The sequence below is a fragment of the Pseudomonas sp. Bc-h genome (assembly GCF_002080045.1).
In the GTDB taxonomy this organism is placed as follows: domain Bacteria; phylum Pseudomonadota; class Gammaproteobacteria; order Pseudomonadales; family Pseudomonadaceae; genus Aquipseudomonas.
Window position 1 is genome coordinate 215825 of the sequence record NZ_MUIN01000006.1, and the last position, 19184, is coordinate 235008.

Annotated in this window: 19 protein-coding genes; 10 read left to right on the top strand and 9 right to left on the bottom strand. The window is 60.6% G+C overall.

All coding sequences use genetic code 11. From position 1 onward, the window contains the following. Positions 1 to 11: 11 nt before the first annotated feature. The 6 genes from ptsP to BWR59_RS11570 form a co-directional block, all read right to left on the bottom strand. Positions 12 to 2567 carry a phosphoenolpyruvate--protein phosphotransferase gene (gene ptsP / locus BWR59_RS11545; RefSeq protein WP_081565764.1) on the bottom strand — a complete coding sequence of 852 codons (2556 nt, stop codon included), beginning with the start codon at positions 2565 to 2567 and terminating at the stop codon, positions 12 to 14. A gap of 39 nt (positions 2568 to 2606) precedes the next feature. Next, on the bottom strand, positions 2607 to 3629 hold the full coding sequence (locus BWR59_RS11550; RefSeq protein ID WP_143490815.1) for an SIS domain-containing protein: 1023 nt from the start codon (positions 3627 to 3629) through the stop codon (positions 2607 to 2609). Then, positions 3610 to 4716: an N-acetylglucosamine-6-phosphate deacetylase gene (gene nagA / locus BWR59_RS11555; RefSeq protein WP_081565766.1), complete on the bottom strand. Its 1107-nt coding sequence runs from the start codon at positions 4714 to 4716 to the stop codon at positions 3610 to 3612. The genes BWR59_RS11550 and nagA overlap by 20 nt, the downstream gene beginning before the upstream one ends. Positions 4717 to 4744: 28 nt before the next feature. Continuing rightward, positions 4745 to 5476 carry a GntR family transcriptional regulator gene (locus BWR59_RS11560; protein ID WP_081565767.1) on the bottom strand — a complete coding sequence of 244 codons (732 nt, stop codon included), beginning with the start codon at positions 5474 to 5476 and terminating at the stop codon, positions 4745 to 4747. A 301-nt stretch (positions 5477 to 5777) separates the two neighbouring features. Then, on the bottom strand, positions 5778 to 6341 hold the full coding sequence (locus BWR59_RS11565) for a L,D-transpeptidase family protein (RefSeq protein WP_081565768.1): 564 nt from the start codon (positions 6339 to 6341) through the stop codon (positions 5778 to 5780). A gap of 49 nt (positions 6342 to 6390) precedes the next feature. Beyond that, entirely contained in the window at positions 6391 to 6942 is a 552-nt protein-coding gene (locus tag BWR59_RS11570) for an NUDIX hydrolase (RefSeq protein ID WP_081565769.1), read from the bottom strand. A 158-nt stretch (positions 6943 to 7100) separates the two neighbouring features. Between BWR59_RS11570 and BWR59_RS11575 the strand changes: the two genes are divergently transcribed. The 4 genes from BWR59_RS11575 to purT all read left to right on the top strand — a co-directional run bounded on the left by BWR59_RS11575 (position 7101) and on the right by purT (position 10319). Further along, positions 7101 to 7712 carry a CoA pyrophosphatase gene (locus BWR59_RS11575; RefSeq protein WP_081565770.1) on the top strand — a complete coding sequence of 204 codons (612 nt, stop codon included), beginning with the start codon at positions 7101 to 7103 and terminating at the stop codon, positions 7710 to 7712. Positions 7713 to 7780: 68 nt separating this feature from the next. Further along, positions 7781 to 8305 (top strand): gamma carbonic anhydrase family protein, encoded by a 525-nt coding sequence (locus BWR59_RS11580; RefSeq protein WP_081565771.1) that lies wholly within the window; start codon positions 7781 to 7783, stop codon positions 8303 to 8305. Beyond that, positions 8305 to 8538, top strand: coding sequence for a DUF1289 domain-containing protein (locus tag BWR59_RS11585; RefSeq protein WP_081565772.1), 234 nt, complete (start codon positions 8305 to 8307; stop codon positions 8536 to 8538). The genes BWR59_RS11580 and BWR59_RS11585 overlap by 1 nt, the downstream gene beginning before the upstream one ends. 599 nt (positions 8539 to 9137) lie before the next feature. Beyond that, entirely contained in the window at positions 9138 to 10319 is a 1182-nt protein-coding gene (purT, locus tag BWR59_RS11590) for a formate-dependent phosphoribosylglycinamide formyltransferase (RefSeq protein ID WP_081565773.1), read from the top strand. A gap of 142 nt (positions 10320 to 10461) precedes the next feature. Here the strand turns inward: purT and BWR59_RS11595 are convergent, their stop codons facing one another. The 3 genes from BWR59_RS11595 to ccsA form a co-directional block, all read right to left on the bottom strand. Further along, positions 10462 to 11784, bottom strand: coding sequence for an MFS transporter (locus tag BWR59_RS11595; protein ID WP_081565774.1), 1323 nt, complete (start codon positions 11782 to 11784; stop codon positions 10462 to 10464). A 303-nt stretch (positions 11785 to 12087) separates the two neighbouring features. Then, on the bottom strand, positions 12088 to 13326 hold the full coding sequence (locus BWR59_RS11600; RefSeq protein WP_081565775.1) for a transporter associated domain-containing protein: 1239 nt from the start codon (positions 13324 to 13326) through the stop codon (positions 12088 to 12090). Between the two features lie 12 nt (positions 13327 to 13338). After that, positions 13339 to 14151: a cytochrome c biogenesis protein CcsA gene (gene ccsA, locus BWR59_RS11605; protein WP_081565776.1), complete on the bottom strand. Its 813-nt coding sequence runs from the start codon at positions 14149 to 14151 to the stop codon at positions 13339 to 13341. Positions 14152 to 14391: 240 nt separating this feature from the next. Between ccsA and ffh the strand changes: the two genes are divergently transcribed. From ffh to xerD, 6 genes are all read left to right on the top strand, one after another. Beyond that, positions 14392 to 15768: a signal recognition particle protein gene (gene ffh, locus BWR59_RS11610; RefSeq protein ID WP_081565777.1), complete on the top strand. Its 1377-nt coding sequence runs from the start codon at positions 14392 to 14394 to the stop codon at positions 15766 to 15768. Positions 15769 to 16014: 246 nt separating this feature from the next. After that, the gene (gene rpsP / locus BWR59_RS11615; protein WP_081565778.1) at positions 16015 to 16266 is read left to right on the top strand and encodes a 30S ribosomal protein S16; all 252 of its coding nucleotides are present in this window, start codon (positions 16015 to 16017) and stop codon (positions 16264 to 16266) included. Between the two features lie 5 nt (positions 16267 to 16271). Continuing rightward, the gene (gene rimM / locus BWR59_RS11620; RefSeq protein WP_081565779.1) at positions 16272 to 16808 is read left to right on the top strand and encodes a ribosome maturation factor RimM; all 537 of its coding nucleotides are present in this window, start codon (positions 16272 to 16274) and stop codon (positions 16806 to 16808) included. Positions 16809 to 16811: 3 nt separating this feature from the next. Beyond that, positions 16812 to 17564 (top strand): tRNA (guanosine(37)-N1)-methyltransferase TrmD, encoded by a 753-nt coding sequence (gene trmD / locus BWR59_RS11625; RefSeq protein ID WP_081565780.1) that lies wholly within the window; start codon positions 16812 to 16814, stop codon positions 17562 to 17564. 43 nt (positions 17565 to 17607) lie between these two features. Continuing rightward, the gene (rplS, locus tag BWR59_RS11630) at positions 17608 to 17958 is read left to right on the top strand and encodes a 50S ribosomal protein L19 (protein ID WP_008018567.1); all 351 of its coding nucleotides are present in this window, start codon (positions 17608 to 17610) and stop codon (positions 17956 to 17958) included. Positions 17959 to 18175: 217 nt separating this feature from the next. Continuing rightward, positions 18176 to 19072 (top strand): site-specific tyrosine recombinase XerD, encoded by an 897-nt coding sequence (xerD, locus tag BWR59_RS11635; protein ID WP_081565781.1) that lies wholly within the window; start codon positions 18176 to 18178, stop codon positions 19070 to 19072. Positions 19073 to 19184: the final 112 nt, after the last annotated feature.

The following is a 19184-nucleotide window of genomic DNA, read 5'->3' on the forward strand; positions in this document are numbered from 1 at the left end:
TTCAGGCGCGTTCACGCGCTGGCGCGACGGGTCAGGACCTGAGTCTGAAAGGTGCTGGACGCCGCCCGCACATCGGCTGCGCTGCCCAGGCTGACCACGTGCTGGGCCAATGCCTGACACTGCCGGGTGTCCAGTTCGCGTACCAGTGCCTTGATTTCGGCGACTTGCGGCGGGCTCACAGACAACTCGCGAACCCCCAGACCGATGAGCACTGCCGTTGCCAGCGGATCGCAAGCCAATGCCCCACACACGCCAACCCAGCGGCCCTTGCTTGCCGCAGCGCTGCAGGTCATGGCGATCAAGCGCAGTAATGCCGGGTGCAGGGCGTCGACGCGAGCAGCGAGGCCGGCATGATCGCGGTCCATCGCCAGGGTGTACTGCGACAGATCGTTGGTGCCGATGGAGAGGAAGTCCGCGTGCTCCGCCAATTGCTCGGCCAACAGTGCGGCGGAGGGCACTTCGATCATCACACCAAGCTCAGGGCGCTCGCCGATGCCGGCCTCACGTGCCAGTTCGTCGATACGTTCACGCACTGCCAGCAATTCGCTGACCTCGGTGATCATCGGCAGCAGAATGCGGCAACGCGCCAGTGGCTTGACCCGCAATAACGCTCGCAGCTGTTGATCGAGCAGCTCAGGGCGAGCCTGACCCAAGCGAATCCCTCGCAGGCCCAGCACCGGATTGGCTTCGGCGGGCAGAGGCAGGTATTCCAGTTGTTTATCGCCGCCGATATCGATGGTGCGGATGATGACCGGCTTGTCGGGCATCGCATCGAGCACTGATTGATAGGCAGCCAGTTGCTCGTCCTCGGTCGGCGCAGTGCTGCGATCAACGAACAGAAACTCGGTGCGCAGCAGGCCCACGCCATCCGCGCCATTGAGTTGCGCGTTTTCGGCATCGGCACGAGACGCAACGTTGGCCGCGACGACAATGCTCACGCCATCCTGAGTCAGAGCGGGCAGATGCGCGTGCTGTTGCTGACGTTGCCTTTGTTCGAAACGTTGCGCTCGCAGGCTGTGGATTTCTTTCAGGCGTGGGGCATCGGGTCTGATCTCAAGGCGCGCGTTATCGGCGTCTAGCACCACTTCCTGATGCGCGGATTCATGGGCGTACTCATGGGCGATGTCCAGCAGCGTGGAGCCCAGCGCTACCAGGCATGGCATGCCTTTGCCCCGCGCGAGGATCGCGACGTGGGAGGTGGCGCCGCCTTCAGCCATGCAAATTCCGCCAACGCCGCATTGCGCCAGCCTCAACAGATCGGAAGGCGTCAGTTCCCGGGCCGCGACAATCGCTCCTGCAGGAATTTCCAGAGTGCGTGCCTCGCCGAGCAAGGTCAGCAGCACGCGCTGGCGCAGATCGCGCAGGTCGTTGGCGCGTTCGGCGAGCAGGGCATTGCCGAGTTTTTCCAGGTTGGCGCATTGCGCCAGCACGGCGTGGCTCCAGGCGTGGGTTGCGGCCTGTCCCTGATCGATGGCGTCAAAGGCCGCATCGAGCAGGGCCGGGTCTTCGAGCATCGCAAGGTGGGTTGCGAAAATCGCGCTCTGTTCATGCTGGTCGTGGTCCAGCGAAGTGCTGATGTCGGCGCGCACTTCAACCAGCGCCTCGCTCAGGATCTGGCGTTGTTCGTCCGGGCGATGACCGCCCAGATCTTCGCCCAGCTCGAGGGTGTCGAGCCGGAACAAAGGGCCACTCGCCAAGCCGGGAGAAGCCGTGACGCCATGCAGAATGCCGTTTTCACGATCTGCTTTCGAACTGGCTTTCGGGGCAGCGGCTACCGGCGCCTGAGGTTTTTCATCATGAGCGGGTGTCGACAGCGCTTTGAGCAAAGCCTGCAATGCGACTTCGCTGTCGTGCCCCAGGCACACGACTTCCACTTCGTCCTGCTCCGCAACACCAAGCCCCATCAGCCCGGTAACGCTGTCGGTGGATGCGCTGGCGCCGGAGAAATGCAGTTCGGCATGGCTGGCAAACTGGCGTGCAGTCTGGCGCACCAAGGCGGCGGGGCGGGCATGCAGACCGCCGTTGTGCGCCACACGAATGCTGCCGCGAGCCTGTTTGGCCCGCACGTCGGTGCTTTGCGCAGACTCATCGTCGGGAGCCAGCGCGATGACCTGCATCAGCGGTTCGCCAACGTTCACCGAGCCTGATTCGCGCACAGGCGACAGTTCGTACCGGTCGCCATTGAGCAGGATCAGCGCACTGACCAGGCTGCGGCAGTTACGCGCCACCTTGTCCAGATCGAAGCGCAGCAGCGGTTGGCCTTCGGTGACGCGCTGGCCGTCTTTCACCAGCGCATCAAAACCTTCGCCATTGAGCTCAACGGTGTCGATGCCCACGTGCAGCAACCACTCGCTGCCGTTGTCGGCGCGCAGGTTTATCGCGTGGAGGGTGCGCGCGACATTGATCACCACGCCCGCGAACGGCGCGTGCAGCACGTCATCCAGCGGGTCGATGGCCAAGCCGTCACCCATAGCGCCGCTGGCGAACACCGGGTCAGGGATCCTGGCCATTGTCAGCACGGCTCCACTGAACGGGGCGCTGAACGTCATTTGTTTATTGTTATGCATGACTTCGTCCTTGCAGGCGTCGGCCGGAGCGGCGCGGAATCAACGGGTTCTGGTAACTTTGCTCAGGTGCCGTGGCTGGTCCGGGTCCAGCCCGCGAGCCACAGCCAGCGCAGCAGCCATGACGTAGAAGCTTTGAATGGCGAGGATCGGATCGAGGGCCAAGTGGTCGGCGCGACTCAGCGTCAGGTCGCGTTCGGCAATGTCGTCGGGCGCAGCCAAAAGGACTTTCGCGCCGCGCTGGCGCATGTCGGCGGCGAGTTGCAGAAGGCTGGCTTGCTCGGCGCCTCGGGTTGCGAAAATCAGCAACGGGTATAGATCGTCGACCAACGCCATCGGGCCGTGACGCACTTCAGCACTGCTGAACGCCTCGGCCTGAATCGCCGAGGTTTCCTTGAATTTCAGGGCGGCTTCCTGCGCGATGGCGAAACCAGTGCCACGACCAATGACCATCAGGCGCTGACAGTCACGCAGCGTGTCGATCGCCGTTGACCAATCTTGACGCGCTGCTTGCTCCAGGCCTTGAGGCAATGTCAGACCTGCCTGCAGCAGCTGTTGATCCTGTTGCCAGTGCGCGATCAGCCGAGCGCTGGCGCTCAGGGTTGCGATAAAACTCTTGGTCGCGGCTACGCTGAGTTCCGGCCCGGCGCTGAGGGGCAAGACATATTCACAGGCCTGTTCCAGCGGGGAGCCTTCGGCGTTAACCATCGCAACGCTCAAAGCGCCGCGTTCGCGCAATTTTTGCAGACTATCGACCAGATCCGGGCTTTGGCCCGACTGTGAGAAGGCAAACGCCGGCTGGCCTTTGACCTGCATCGGTGCGTCATGCAGCGTTACCACCGACATCGGTAACGAAGCTACCGGTACGCCGGTCATTTGCATGGCGAGGTAGGCGAAGTAACTGGCCGCGTGATCGGAACTGCCCCGCGCGACAGACAGAAGCACCTTGGGCTCGGCCTGGCGCAGGCGACCGGCGACCTCGATCAGGCGCGTTTCCAGCACATCGAGCTGGCGCCGGACGACAGCGGCAGAGGCGAGTGCCTCATCAAGCATTTTTGAGTTCAATGGTTTCTCCTTCAACCATGACGGCGGTCAGTGTCAGATCGCGATTCAGGTAAACGGCATCGGCCCAGCTGCCCGTTTGCAGGCGGCCACGCTCTTCGATGCCCAGATAATCTGCGGGAAATTGCGACAGGCGCTGAGAGGCTTCGGCCAGCGGCAAGCCGATCTTCACCAAGTTGCGCAGCGCCTGATCCATGGTCAGCGTGCTGCCTGCCAAAGTGCCGTCGGCAAGGCGCACGCCGCCCAGGCATTTGGTCACGGTATGGCTGCCCAGCTTGTACTCGCCGTCCGGCATGCCGGTGGCTGCCGTGGAATCGGTCACGCAGTACAGGCAGGGAATCGAGCGCAACGCGACGCGGATCGCCCCCGGATGCACATGCAGCAAGTCAGGAATCAGTTCGGCGTAGCGGGCGTGGGCCAGTGCTGCGCCGACGATGCCCGGCTCGCGGTGATGCAGCGGGCTCATGGCGTTGTAGAGGTGGGTAAAGCTGGTGGCACCGGCTTCCAGCGCTCTGACGCCCTCTTCGTAACTGCCCAGCGTATGGCCGATTTGCAGACGTACGCCTTGTGCCGCCAGCGCCTGAATCAACTCGACATGCCCGGCGATTTCCGGGGCGATGGTGATCACCTTGATCGGCGCGAGTCTTAGATAGTCTTCAACTTCACTGAGTAAAGCGGCATGAGCGTGATTGGGTTGCGCGCCGAGTTTTCCGGGGTTGATGTAGGGGCCTTCCAGGTGCACACCCAATACACGGGCGGTGCCTGACGCGCGGCTCTGGCAGTAGCCGCCTAATTGCTCGAGCACCTGGCTGATTTCGGCGGCCGGCGCGGTCATGGTGGTCGCCAGCATCGAAGTCGTGCCGAAGCGCAGATGCGTGCGGGCGATGGTGGCGAAGCTCTGGGCACCTTCCATGACATCACTGCCACCGCCGCCGTGAACGTGCAGGTCAATGAAACCCGGCAGCACGTAGGGCAGCTCGTTGTCCCGTGGGTTGCAGAGCGTGCCGGAAATGCTCGTCACCCGACCGTCGCGATGCTGCAACTGGCCGCGAATCCAGCCGTCGGGCGTGAGGATGTTGTAGTCGGACATGGGGGCTCCGTGTGTGGCTGGTCGCTATTTAGCGACGCAGCTCTGCGACGAAATCGTAGTAATCGTCGCGGCAGTAGGTGTCGGTCAGCTCGATGGGGGTGTTGTCGGCCAGGTAACCGATCCGCGTCATCAGCAGCATCGCGGTGCCGGTTTCGATACCGACCAGGGCTGCCATTTCTGCCGAGGCGTTGATCGCGCGAATGTGCTGAAGGGCGCGCACCACAGGGCGGCCGATGGCGTCCAGATGGGCGTAGAGCGAATCGCCGATGGCTTGTGGGTCTGGCAACAGCGCAGCTGGAAGCGCGCTGAGCTCGACAGCCATGACGATGCCATCGGCTTTGCGCAAGCGTTTGAGCCGCGCGACTTTTTCGGTGGGCGACAGGCTCAGGCGGAGCAGCTCTTCGTGGGTGGGCAGGGCGATGTCGCGCTCCAGCCATTGCGAACTCGGGGTAAAGCCCTTGAGGCGCAACATTTCGCTGAAGCTGGAAAGGCGGGACAGTGGTTGCTCAAGGCGCGGCGTGATGAACGTGCCCGAGCCCTGGCTGCGGCGTATCAGGCCTTGTTCGAGCAGAATTTCAAGCGCCTTGCGAGCGGTGACGCGGGAGATATTCAGGGTTTCACTGAGGCTACGTTCCGAGGGCAACGCCTGCTCGGCCTGCCAGTGACCTGCGTGAATCGCCGCTTCCAGGTTGCGCGCCAGCTGTAGGTACAGCGGCGTCGGCTGACTGTCGTCGGGACGCAGGTTGAGGATCGAGTTCATGTGCGGGTTCCAAGTGGTTTGAAATTATTCTCGGACTGCTTGCCGAAAGTAATACCACTTGCATACCACGTCAACGGGATTGGTATTGGTCAGGAAGGTTTTTTGGTCACGGGATGGTGACAGAAAAGCTCGAAAGTCCGGGATGTCGAATGCACCTGTGGGCGGGAGCGAGGCTCGCGAATGCAGGGTCTCAGATCACATGTTTGTTAATGACACGACGCTTTCGCGAGCTTCGCTCCCTCCCACCGAATCGGTGGCGTCTATACCGGAGTGGAACTGGCTACCAAGTGGTATTGAAAGGTTACGGCCGAATCTCGATCATCGTTCCGTCTTTGACCAGATCCCAGACTTCGCGAATGTCGCTGTTCTTCATGGCAATGCAGCCATTGGTCCAGTCCAGCGTCTGGAAATACCATTCCGGGTAATCCTCGCTGACCGGCGTGCCGTGGATCATTATCATGCTGCCGGGGTTCACGCCTTCGCGGCGGGCGCGTGCGGAATCGGAGATGTTGGGGTAGGAAATGTGCAGCGACAGGTTGAAGGCGTCGCTGGTTTTGCGGTAGTCCAGCCAGTAGAAGCCTTCAGGGGTGCGCTGGTCGCCTTCCTGCAGCTTGGGCCCCTTGGGTGCCTTGCCCAGCGAGATACGGTAGGTCTTCAGCGCCTCGCCATTACTCATCAGCTGCAACTGGTGCGCGGATTTGAGCACCAGGATCTTGTCGATGGTGCGGTTGGCGATGTCTTCCGTGTCGATGACCTTGCCGCCAATGAACTTCTGCTCACTGCCTTTGGGCACGATGGTCTGAGTGAACGCAGCCTGGGACAGCGGAACGAACGACAGACATAGAACGGCAAGCAACCAACGCATGTACACGGTATCCCTGAAGCTCGCGCAGCCATCGCGCGTCGTCATCTGATCAAGTGGTTTTAAGAGGAGGTGAGATAGACAGGCAATCGGTATGCACCGGGAATTCTTGATGCCGCCGGTCGATAAAGAAGCATTCTAGGGTACGCCTGACAGTGTGGAAAGCCAGCTCCGACCACGGAATGTCGGCCTCGTCGAACAGCTTCACTTCAAGGCTTTCGACGCCGGCAGCGAAATCCGCGCTGGCCATGTTCGCGCGATAGAAAATGTGCACCTGACTGATGTGCGGCACATCGATCATCGCATACAGATGCAGGTCTTCCAGAACGGCGCAGGCCTCTTCCACGGTTTCCCGGCGAGCGGCCTGCTCGACGCTCTCGCCGTTCTCCATGAAGCCCGCTGGCAGCGTCCAGTAACCCAGGCGTGGCTCGATGGCGCGGCGGCACAACAACACCTTGCCTTCCCAGACCGGCAGCACGCCCGCGACGATATTGGGGTTCTGGTAGTGAATGGTGTGGCAGTGGTCGCACACGAAACGCGGGCGGCTGTCGCCCTCGGGGATGCGCTGGATGACCTGTTCGCCGCATTGGCTGCAGAATTTCATGATCGAATCGGGTTCCTGAAGTCAGCGGCTATCTTGGCGTGCCGCGCGTGTGGTCGGCAAGGGGCGTCTTCCCGGTAATGCTGTCCTGTCCTGCCGGGGGTTGGGCGCGTCGCTCCTTTGGTGCATCATGCCGAGTAGGCAACAGGACGAGAATTCCCATGCTGGACGAGCTACTTCGCCGTATAAGCAGCCACACGCCGGGCACTCTGGAGACGGACGCGCGCTTCCCCGAGGCGGCGGTGCTACTGCCCATCACCCGCAGTGACGAACCCGAACTGGTTCTGACGCTGCGCGCCAGCAGCTTGTCCACCCATGGTGGCGAAGTGGCGTTTCCCGGCGGACGACGTGATCCTGAGGATCCTGATCTAGTGTTCACCGCCTTGCGCGAGGCCGAGGAAGAAATCGGTCTGCCTCCCGGCCTCGTCGAAGTCATAGGCCCGTTGAGTCCGCTGATCTCCAAGCACGGCATCAAGGTCACGCCCTACGTGGGCGTGATTCCCGATTTTGTCGAATACCGCCCCAATGACGGCGAGATTGCTGCCGTCTTCAGCGTGCCGCTGGAATTCTTCCGCCAGGACGCTCGCGAACATACCCACCGCATCGATTATCAGGGCCGCAGTTGGTACGTGCCGAGTTACCGTTTCGGCGAGTACAAGATCTGGGGGCTGACCGCGATCATGATCGTCGAACTGATGAACGTGCTGTACGACAGCAATATCAGCCTGAGCCACCCGCCCGGGCGCTCTGTGATCCACACGTTGAAATCCTGAACGAATCTTTCCATCCAACCGTGAGCCACGCGCTCGACCCGCGGCCATAGAGCCATGAGGAAAATAATATGAAATACCGTCTGGGGGATTCCCGTGTCGAAGCCCATCCTGAAAGCTGGATCGCACCGACTGCGACGCTGATCGGCAGGGTTCGGCTGCAAGCCAACGCCAGTGTCTGGTTCGGCGCGGTACTGCGTGGCGACAACGAGCTGATCGACATCGGCGAGAACAGCAATGTGCAAGATGGCACCGTGATGCACACCGACATGGGCTCGCCGCTGACCATCGGCAAGAACGTGACCATCGGGCATAACGTCATGCTTCACGGCTGCAGCGTGGACGACAACACGCTGATCGGCATCAATTCAGTGATCCTCAACGGCGCGAAGATCGGCAAATACTGCATCATCGGCGCCAATTCGCTGATCGGCGAGGGCAAGGTGATCCCCGACGGCTCGCTGGTGATGGGCTCACCGGGCAAGATCGTCCGCGAGCTGACCGACGCCCAGAAGAAAATGCTCGAAGCCAGCGCCGCGCATTACGTTCACAATGCACAGCGTTATGCACGCGATCTGGCGCCCCAGGAAGACTGATGTCCACCGAACCACTGATTCAAGCACAGCCGGCACATGAAAAACCCGTTCGCTCACCCTGCGTGAACGTCTGCGCGCTGGACGAGGCCGACATCTGCGTCGGCTGCCAGCGCACCGTCGGGGAAATCACCGGCTGGAGCCGCATGAACAACGACGAACGCCGCGCGGTGTTGTTGCTATGTGGCGAGCGGGCGCGGGCGAGCGGGATGATGTTTTCGGTTCCCGGTCAATAAGCTTCATCCTGGGAGCCGCTGGGCACGGCGACCCATTTGTAGGAGCTTCTGGAGGTTACGAAAGTGGCGATTGCGGTACTTCAGACAGAGCTGAGCTGGCTGACCCACCGCGTTCGCTGCCGTCGTGACCTCCGGCGTCTCCCACAGAGTTCAAGCGAGCCCGCGATGCCAGTGTGGACACTGCATTGTGGAAGCTTCTGGAGGTTACGACAGTGGCGATTGCGGTACTTCAGACAGAGCTGAGCTGGCTGACCCGACGCGTTCGCTGCCGTCGTGACCTCCGGCGTCTCCCACAGCGTTCAGCGAGCCCGCGATGCCACTGTGGACACTGCATTGTGGGAGCTTCTGGAGGTTACGACAGTGGCGATTGCGGTACTTCAGACAGAACTGAGCTGGCTGACCCACCGCGTTCGCTGCCGTCGTGACCGCCGGCGTCTCCTGCAGGGGTAGCGGTGTTGCGAAAGGCTGCGGAACATCGGATCACCCGTCACCCGCAACACCCCATTCCCCGGCCTTCATGGTAAATTGCGCGCCTTTCTCCCCTGCGGTTGCTCGCACATGGCGGGCTGCCCTCGATATCTGCTCCACGAGGACCTGAGATGACTCAAATCGGAACTCCACTGTCGCCGACCGCGACCCGCGTATTGCTCTGCGGTTGCGGCGAGCTTGGCAAGGAAGTGGTGATCGAACTGCAACGTCTGGGCGTTGAAGTGATTGCCGTCGACCGTTACGCCAACGCTCCGGCCATGCAGGTCGCGCACCGCAGCCATGTGATCAACATGCTCGATGGCGCCGCGCTGCGTGCCGTGATCGAGGCCGAGAAGCCGCATTACATCGTCCCGGAAATCGAAGCCATCGCCACCGCGACGCTGGTGGAGCTTGAATCCGAAGGCTTCACGGTGATCCCGACCGCCCGCGCCGCGCAGCTCACCATGAACCGGGAAGGCATTCGTCGTCTGGCGGCTGAAGAGCTGGACCTGCCGACCTCGCCGTATCACTTTGCCGACACCTTCGAAGCCTACAAGAAAGCCGTTGAAGACCTGGGCTTCCCGTGTGTAGTCAAACCGGTCATGAGCTCGTCGGGCAAGGGCCAGAGCCTGCTGAAGACCGACGCCGACATCCAGAAAGCCTGGGATTACGCGCAGGAAGGCGGCCGAGCCGGCAAAGGTCGCGTGATCATCGAAGGCTTTATCGACTTCGATTACGAAATCACCCTGCTGACCGTGCGTCATGTCGGCGGCACCACCTTCTGTGCGCCGGTCGGCCACCGTCAGGAGAAGGGCGATTATCAAGAGTCGTGGCAGCCACAGGCCATGAGCCCGGTTGCCCTGGCTGAGTCCGAGCGCGTTGCCAAGGCTGTGACCGAAGCGCTGGGCGGCCGCGGCCTGTTTGGCGTGGAGCTGTTCATCAAGGGCGATCAGGTGTGGTTCAGCGAAGTATCGCCGCGCCCGCATGATACCGGCCTGGTGACCCTGATTTCTCAGGACCTGTCGCAGTTTGCGCTGCACGCCCGCGCCATCCTGGGCTTGCCGATTCCGCTGATTCGTCAGTTCGGCCCATCGGCTTCGGCGGTGATTCTGGTGGAAGGCAAATCGACCCAGACCGCCTTCGCCAACCTGGAGCAGGCTCTGAGCGAGCCAGACACCGCACTGCGGTTGTTCGGCAAGCCGGAAGTCAACGGCCAGCGTCGCATGGGCGTGGCACTGGCGCGCGATGAGTCGATCGAAGCCGCGCGCAGCAAGGCGATGCGCTCGTCGATGGCGGTGAAGGTTCAGCTGTAAGCTGACGCGCAATCAAAAACGGCGCCCTCAGGGGCGCCGTTTTTGTTTGCAGTGAACACTGATCCCGTAGCAGTCCGGCTTGCCGGCGGCAGCGATTTCAAGGACGCCACCGCCGGCAAGCCGGACTGCTACGGAGCAAGCATTACTTGATCGTATCCAGATCCGCGTGCCGTGTTTCTTTCAAGCACAGCACCGCGATCAGGCTGATCAACGCTGCCACCGACACATAACCGCCCACCCAGCTCAGGCCACCCATTTCCACCAGTTTCTGTGCGAAGAACGGCGCAACCGACGCACCGACGATACCGCCGATGTTGTAGGCCGCTGACGCGCCGGTGTACCGCACGCGTGTAGGAAACAGCTCAGGCAGCAGGGCGCCCATCGGCGCGAAGGTCACGCCCATCAGGAACAGCTCGATAGACAGGAACAGCGTCACGGCCCAGGTCGTGCCGTGGGTCAGCAACGGTTCCATCAGGAAACCGGACAGAATCGCCAGCACGCCACCGATGATCAGCACAGGCTTGCGGCCGAAGCGGTCGCTCGCCCAGGCGGAAAGCGGGGTCGCCAAGGCCATGAACAGCACGGCGAAACACAGCATCGCAAGGAACGATTCGCGGGTGTAACCCAGCGATTTGACCCCGTAGCTCAGCGAGAACACCGTCGAGATGTAGAACAGCGCGTAGCACACCACCATCGATGCCGCGCCCAGCAGCATCGGCGCCCAGTACTGCGCGAACAGCTCGGCAATCGGCATTTTCAGGCGTTCGTGGCGAGCGATGGCTTTGGCAAAGATCGGCGTTTCCTCCAGCTTCAGGCGCACGTACAGGCCTATCACCACCAGTACTGCGCTGAGCAGGAACGGAATCCGCCAGCCCCAGGAACGGAACTGCTCGTCAGTCAGCGTCATGGCGAGCGTCAGAAACAGGCCGTTTGCTGCGAGGAAACCAATCGAAGGGCCCAGTTGCGGGAACATGCCGAACCAGGCGCGCTTGCCTTTCGGCGCATTCTCGGTCGCCAACAGCGCTGCACCGCCCCATTCGCCGCCAAGGCCCAGGCCCTGACCGAAGCGCAGCACGCAGAGCAGTATGGGCGCCCATGAACCAATGGCGTCATAGCCCGGCAGCACGCCGATCAGCGTGGTGCAGATGCCCATCAGCAGCAGGGAAGCGACGAGTGTCGATTTGCGGCCGATCCGATCGCCAAAGTGACCGAACAATGCCGAGCCTATCGGCCTGGCCAGAAAAGCGATGCCGAATGTCAGAAACGCCGACAGCATCTGTGCGGTGCTGGAGGTCTGTGGAAAGAACACCGGACCAATCACCAGCGCGGCTGCTGTGGCATAGACGTAGAAGTCGTAGAACTCGATGGCGGTACCGATGAAGCTGGCAGTGGCCACGCGGGCGGCGGAGTTGGCGGGGCGCGCCTCGCGCTCGTCGCTTGGTTGATAGGCGGAAGTACTGGTCATGCGGGTATCCCTGGCAGTCATCTTGCCTGTCAGCGGGCATCGAAAAATCGTACGCGCGCTGGGGCAATCGTTAATTATTTTGGGTACAGCGCTGAACAGGTTAGCCCGGATGCGGGCGAGGGCGACTGGCAACGCTCGGGATGGGAGCGGGCGCCAGGGTGTCGCGTGAAGACGTCAGGCTGAGTGACTGGCCGGATCGCGCTTCGTGCGGGTAGCACGCGGATCGGCGGGGCTGGGTAAGCGGCTCGATTATAGGAAGGGCGCCGGCGTGGAAACAAGTGTTTCAAACGCCAGACGAGCCCTTTAAATGACGTCTTTGGTCCGGGTGTTCTGCCACATCAGCACGCGGGTGACGCGGTTGTCCTCGGTTTCCAGCGTTTCCAGGCGGTAAGGCCCGATCTTCAAGCACACCGAGCTGTCGGGAATGGTTTCCAGTGCTTCGGTGATCAGGCCGTTGAGGGTCTTGGGGCCATCGGCGGGCAGGTGCCAGCCCAGGGTCTTGTTCAGGTCGCGAATCGACGCCGCGCCTTCGACCACCAGACGCCCGTCTGGCTGCGGATGGATGTGGGGATTATCGAGGGATTGCTCGCTCTCGAATTCGCCGACGATCTCTTCAAGAATGTCTTCCAGACTGACGATGCCCAGCACTTCGCCGTACTCGTCCACCACCACACCCATGCGCCGCTGCTGTTTGTGGAAGTTGAGCAACTGCATTTGCAGCGGGGTGCTTTCCGGAACGAAGTAGGGCTCGTAGCAAGCGGCTTTCAGCGCATCCTTGGTCAACTCGCCACGGGGTAACAGGTGGCTGATCATCCGCGTGTTGAGCACGCCTTCGACCTGATTGATGTCGTTGTGGTAGACCGGCAGACGCGTATGCCTCGAAATGATCAGCTTGTCTGTGATCTCCTCGATGGTCTCGTCCAGATTGATGCCGTCCACTTCGCTGCGCGGCACCAGAATGTCGTTGACGCTCATGCTGTCCAGCGCGTGGATCCCGGAAATTATGTGAGCGCGGCCGAACTGGCTTTCGTTGTCCTGATAGACCGTGGCGCCCATATCGTCTTCATCGTCGGCGGTGTCGGGGCGACGTCTGGACAGGAACGGGCGCAGGAGCAGTTTGGCGATGTTCTTGTAGATCCAGGTCAATGGCCGCAAGAGACGGATCGGGATGCGCAGGACATTGTTGCCCAGCAGCAATATCGCTTCCGGCCTGCGGGCGGCGAGTTTGCGTGGAATGAATTCCGTGACAATCACCAGCACACTGGCCACCGCGATCCAGGCAATCAGCGGGCCATGGAAGTACCACTGGCTGATGGCGAGCAATGTCGAAAGAATCGTGATCAATACCTTGAGCAAGGTATTGCCGAGAATCAGGCTGTTGAGGTTGAACGCCAAGGTAGGTTTCGGCGGTTCGGTCGAGCGGGGGTTGATGTGCACCGCGCGCAGGTTGTGGTGCGCCGCCTCGACTGCGGTGAACAGCGCCGACCACAACGTGAGCAGGGCGAGGAGCGCGAGCATCGTGCCGGTGGGCAGGTTATCCATGGTCAGCGCCCGTCAGATGTGCAGGATATATTCGCGTACGAGTTTGCTGCCGAAATACGCCAGCATCAGTAGCAGGAAGCCGCCCAGCGTCCAGCGGATAGCCTTGTGGCCGCGCCAGCCCAGACGGGTTCGGCCCCATAGCAGCACGCTGAATACGATCCAGGCGAGGATCGACAGCAGGGTTTTGTGCACCAGATGCTGCGCGAACAGATTCTCGACAAACAACCAGCCGGAAATGAGCGACATCGACAGCAGCGTCCAGCCCGCCCAGAGGAAGCCGAACAGCAGGCTTTCCATGGTTTGCAGCGGCGGGAAGTTGCGGATCAGGCCGGAGGGATGCTTGTTTTTCAGCTGGTGGTTCTGCAATAGCAGCAATAGCGCCTGGAACACAGCGATGGTGAACATGCCGTAGGCCAGGATCGACAGCAGGATATGCCCGATCAGGCCTTGTTCGGCGGCAATCGGCTGCAGCGTACCGGCGGGGGCGAACTGTGCCATCAAAGTCGTCAGGATCCCCAGTGGGAACAGCAGGATCAGCAGGATTTCCACCGGAATCCGGATGCACGCGAGCATGGTCACGATGATCACCGCCACGGCGATCAGGCTGGCGGCGCTGAAGAAGTCCAGGCCCAGCCCGATAGGGCGCACCAGTTGACCGAAAAGCGCACTGGCCTGGCAGGCGACAGCAAGGGTGCCGATCAGGCACAGCAGCCATTTGTCGGCCTTTTTGCCCTGACGCAGGCGGATGCCTTGATAGAGAGTCGCAGCGGCGTAGAGAACGGCGGCGGCGAGGCTGAATAGCAAACTCGGTGACAAGGGGAACATAGATCCTGAAGGGCGAGCCCGAAAGCCGCTGAGTTTGGCATAGAACCGACATTTCACGAAAGACCACAGAAGCAGACGTCATGGTGTCCGTGCGCCGGACTCTTCGCTATAATCCGCGACCTGCTCAAGCCACAGGCTCGCCGAGCGCCGTTCCTTCTATACATATGCATCGCGTTCGAGCGCTGCTGAGGGACCGGAGCCGCATAAACTGGGGTTCATGACGAACTCAAAGGATCACGCATGTTTGAAAATCTGACAGATCGTCTCTCGCAGACGCTGCGCCAGGTCACCGGCAAAGCCAAGCTGACCGAGGACAACATCAAGGACACTTTGCGTGAAGTGCGTATGGCGCTGCTCGAAGCCGACGTCGCCTTGCCGGTTGTCAAAGACTTCGTCAACCGTATCAAGGAACGCGCCGTCGGCACCGAGGTGTCACGCAGCCTGACCCCGGGTCAGGCGTTCGTGAAGATCGTCCAGGCCGAACTGGAAGAGATGATGGGGGCCGCCAATGAAGAGCTGACCCTCAACGTCACGCCACCGGCGGTCATTCTGATGGCAGGTCTGCAGGGTGCGGGCAAGACCACCACTGCGGGCAAGCTGGCAAAATTCCTTAAAGAACGCAAAAAGAAAACCGTGATGGTGGTCTCCGCGGACGTCTATCGTCCTGCTGCGATCAAACAGCTTGAAACCCTGGCCAACGACATCGGCGTGACCTTCTTCCCGTCCGACATCAGCCAGAAGCCGGTGGCTATCGCTGAAGCGGCCATCAAGGAAGCGAAGCTCAAGTTCATCGACGTCGTGATTCTCGACACCGCCGGTCGTCTGCACATCGACGCCGAGATGATGGGCGAGATCCAGGCGCTGCACGCTGCGGTCAAACCGGCTGAAACGCTGTTCGTGGTCGACGCCATGACCGGTCAGGACGCCGCTAATACAGCCAAGGCGTTTGGCGATGCACTGCCGCTGACGGGTGTGATCCTGACCAAGGTCGACGGCGACGCCCGTGGCGGTGCCGCGCTGTCGGTCCGCGCCATCACCGGCAAGCCGATCAAATTCATCGGTATGGGCGAGAAGAGCGAAGCTCTGGAGCCGTTCCACCCGGACCGTATCGCGTCGCGCATCCTTGGCATGGGCGACGTGCTCAGCCTGATCGAGCAGGCCGAACAGACCCTCGACAAGGATAAGGCCGACAAACTGGCCAAGAAGCTGAAGAAGGGCAAGGGCTTCGACCTCGAAGACTTCCGCGATCAGCTGCAACAGATGAAGAGCATGGGCGGCCTTGGCGGGCTCATGGACAAACTGCCGACCATGGGTGGCGTGAACCTGTCGCAGATGGGCAATGCCCAGACCGTGGCCGAGAAACAGTTCAAGCAAATGGAAGCCATCATCAACTCGATGACCCCGGCCGAGCGTCGCGACCCTGACCTGATCAGCGGTTCACGCAAGCGCCGCATCGCCATGGGCTCCGGCACCCAGGTGCAGGACATCGGGCGTCTGATCAAGCAACACAAGCAGATGCAGAAGATGATGAAGAAGTTTTCTGCCAAGGGTGGCATGGCCAAAATGATGCGCGGCATGGGCGGAATGCTGCCCGGCGGCGGCATGCCGAGAATGTGATTTGCAGCGCGCGGGCATGCCTTGCGCGCGACCTTCTTTGGGATAAACGTCCCACTGGCCTGCTCACGCAGGCGCTTATGTGCCGTTTTTGATGACGGCTCCATGGCAAATCTTGATGGCCTGACGGCGTGCGCCGGAAAAAGTCATTTGCAAACGTCCGGATATTCCTTAGAATATGCGGCCTTTCGGGCACCCGTGCCCGCGATGCATCTTAGATTTGCAGCTCCGACTACAGGAAATTGTTCAATGCTAACAATCCGTCTTGCCCTTGGCGGCTCCAAAAAGCGCCCGTTCTACCACCTGACTGTGACCGACAGCCGTAACCCACGCGACGGTTCGCACAAGGAACAAATCGGTTTCTTCAACCCGGTTGCCCGTGGTCAGGAAATCCGTCTGTCCGTGAACCAAGAGCGTCTGGCCCACTGGCTGAGCGTTGGTGCACAACCTTCTGAGCGTGTTGCTTCGCTGTTGAAGGAATCTGCTAAGGCTGCGGCCTGAGCAATATGAACGCGACGCCAGTTGTTGCCGATGATTTGATCGTTATTGGCAAAATCTATTCTGTTCATGGCGTTCGCGGCGAAGTGAAGGTGTATTCCTTTACTGATCCGACTGAAAACCTGTTGCAGTACAAGACCTGGACGCTCAAGCGCGAAGGTAGTGTGAAGCAGGTTGAGCTGGTCAGCGGACGCGGGAGCGACAAGTTCCTGGTCGCGAAGCTCAAGGGTCTTGATGATCGTGAAGAAGCTCGTCTTCTGGCCGGTTATGAGATCTGCGTGCCGCGCAATCTGTTCCCTGAACTGACCGACGGCGAGTACTACTGGTACCAGCTCGTGGGTTTGAAGGTCATCGACCACCTTGGGCAATTGCTCGGGAAGATCGATCATCTTCTGGAAACCGGCTCGAACGATGTAATGGTGGTCAAGCCCTGCGCAGGCAGTCTGGATGATCGCGAACGCCTGTTGCCCTATACGGAGCAATGCGTGTTGGCAGTCGACCTGGTTGCAGGCGAGATGAAGGTGGATTGGGACGCGGATTTCTAAGCAATGGCTAGCCTGCGCATAGAAGTCATCAGTCTGTTTCCCGAGATGTTTTCCGCCATCAGCGAATACGGCATTACCAGCCGTGCGGTGAAACAGGGGCTGTTGCAGCTCACTTGTTGGAATCCGCGGGACTACACCACGGATCGGCATCACACTGTGGACGATCGCCCGTTTGGCGGTGGCCCTGGCATGGTGATGAAGATCAAGCCTCTGGAAGACGCTCTGGTTGAGGCCAGGCAAGCTGCCGGGGATGCGGCGAAGGTTATTTACCTCTCGCCACAAGGCCGCAAGCTGGATCAGTCTGCGGTACGCGAGTTGGCGCAGGAAGAAGCACTTATCCTGATTGCCGGTCGTTATGAAGGCATTGACGAGCGTTTTATTGATGCTCATGTCGATGAAGAGTGGTCGATTGGAGACTATGTGTTGTCTGGCGGCGAGCTGCCGGCCATGGTCCTGATAGATGCGGTTACGCGACTGCTGCCTGGAGCTTTAGGGCATGTGGATTCCGCGGAGGAAGATTCCTTCACGGATGGTCTGCTGGATTGCCCGCACTACACCCGACCGGAGGTGTATGCGGATCAGCGTGTTCCCGACGTGTTGCTAAGTGGCAATCACGCACACATCCGGCGTTGGCGTTTACAGCAGTCCCTTGGGCGGACCTATGAACGACGCGCCGATCTTCTGGAAAGCCGCTCGCTTTCTGGAGAAGAGAAGAAGCTGCTGGCGGAATACCTCCGCGAGCGGGACGATAGTTAACGTATCGATGGTAAATCCGATTGGTTTACCTTAGGAGCACAGCATGACTAACAAAATCATTCTTGCACTCGAAGCAGAGCAGATGACCAAAGAGATCCCTCCCTTTGCCCCGGGCGACACCATTGTCGTTCAGGTGAAAGTGAAGGAAGGCGACCGTTCGCGTCTGCAAGCGTTCGAAGGCGTTGTCATCGCCAAGCGTAACCGTGGTGTGAACAGTGCTTTCACTGTTCGTAAAATCTCCAACGGTGTTGGCGTAGAGCGTACTTTCCAGACCTACAGCCCGCAAATCGACAGCATGGCTGTGAAACGTCGTGGTGACGTTCGCAAGGCCAAACTGTACTACCTGCGTGACCTGTCCGGTAAAGCAGCTCGCATCAAGGAAAAACTGGTTTAATCCCAGTCTTCCGATGCAGAAAGAAGCAGCCTACGGGCTGCTTTTTTTATGCGTGCGATTTGGGCAATGGCCCATGTTCAAAGCCAGTCGCAGTCCGGCTTGCTGGCGCAGGCGTGCAAAAAGTCGCCACCGCCGGCAAGCCGGATTGCTACAGAGGAACATAGCCCGAGCTGTAAGATGTGCATCGTATTCAATCCGCTAAGGAACACAGGTTCACATGCCCGCTCTCGACCACCCGATGATCGACCGCTTCCTCGACGCCCTTTGGCTGGAGAAAGGGTTGGCTGATAACACCCGTGATGCCTACCGCAGCGATCTGGCATTGTTCAACGGCTGGTTGCAGGAGCGGGGTATTGACCTGATGAGCGTCGGCCGCGGGGCGATATTCGATCACCTGGCGTGGCGTGTGGATAACGGCTACAAAGCCCGGTCCAGTGCGCGCTTCCTTTCTGGCGTGCGTGGTTTTTATCGTTACCTGTTGCGGGAAAAGCTGATCCCGGTCGATCCCACGTTGCAGGTCGACATGCCGCAGTTGGGCAAGCCGCTACCTAAATCCCTATCGGAAGCGGACGTGGAGGCATTGCTCGCCGCCCCCGACTTGAGCGAGGCCATCGGTCAGCGGGACCGCGCCATGCTTGAAGTGCTTTACGCCTGCGGCCTGCGAGTTACCGAACTGGTCAGTCTCACGCTGGAGCAGGTGAATCTGCGTCAGGGCGTGTTGCGGATCATGGGTAAAGGCAGCAAAGAGCGGCTGGTGCCCATGGGGGAGGAGGCCATCGTCTGGGTTGAGCGCTACGTGCGGGATGCGCGTCAGGAAATACTTGGCGGCCGCCCGAGCGATGTGCTGTTCCCAAGCCTGCGTGGCGAACAGATGACCCGCCAGACGTTCTGGCACCGCATAAAGCTTCAAGCCAAGGTTGCAGGGATCGGCAAATCCCTGTCGCCGCACACCCTGAGGCATGCTTTCGCCACTCATCTGCTCAACCATGGCGCCGATCTGCGGGTGGTGCAAATGCTGCTGGGCCACAGCGATCTGTCCACTACCCAGATCTATACCCACGTCGCTCGCGCCCGGTTGCAGGATCTGCACGCCAAGCACCATCCGCGCGGATAAAAAGCATCGGTAATTTACGACGTGTCTTACATCAGTCGGCGTCGGTGTTGCGGGCCTTATGTGATAGGCTTTGCCGGTTTCGCAGATTGGAGCTTCGAAAACTCCCCGGTAC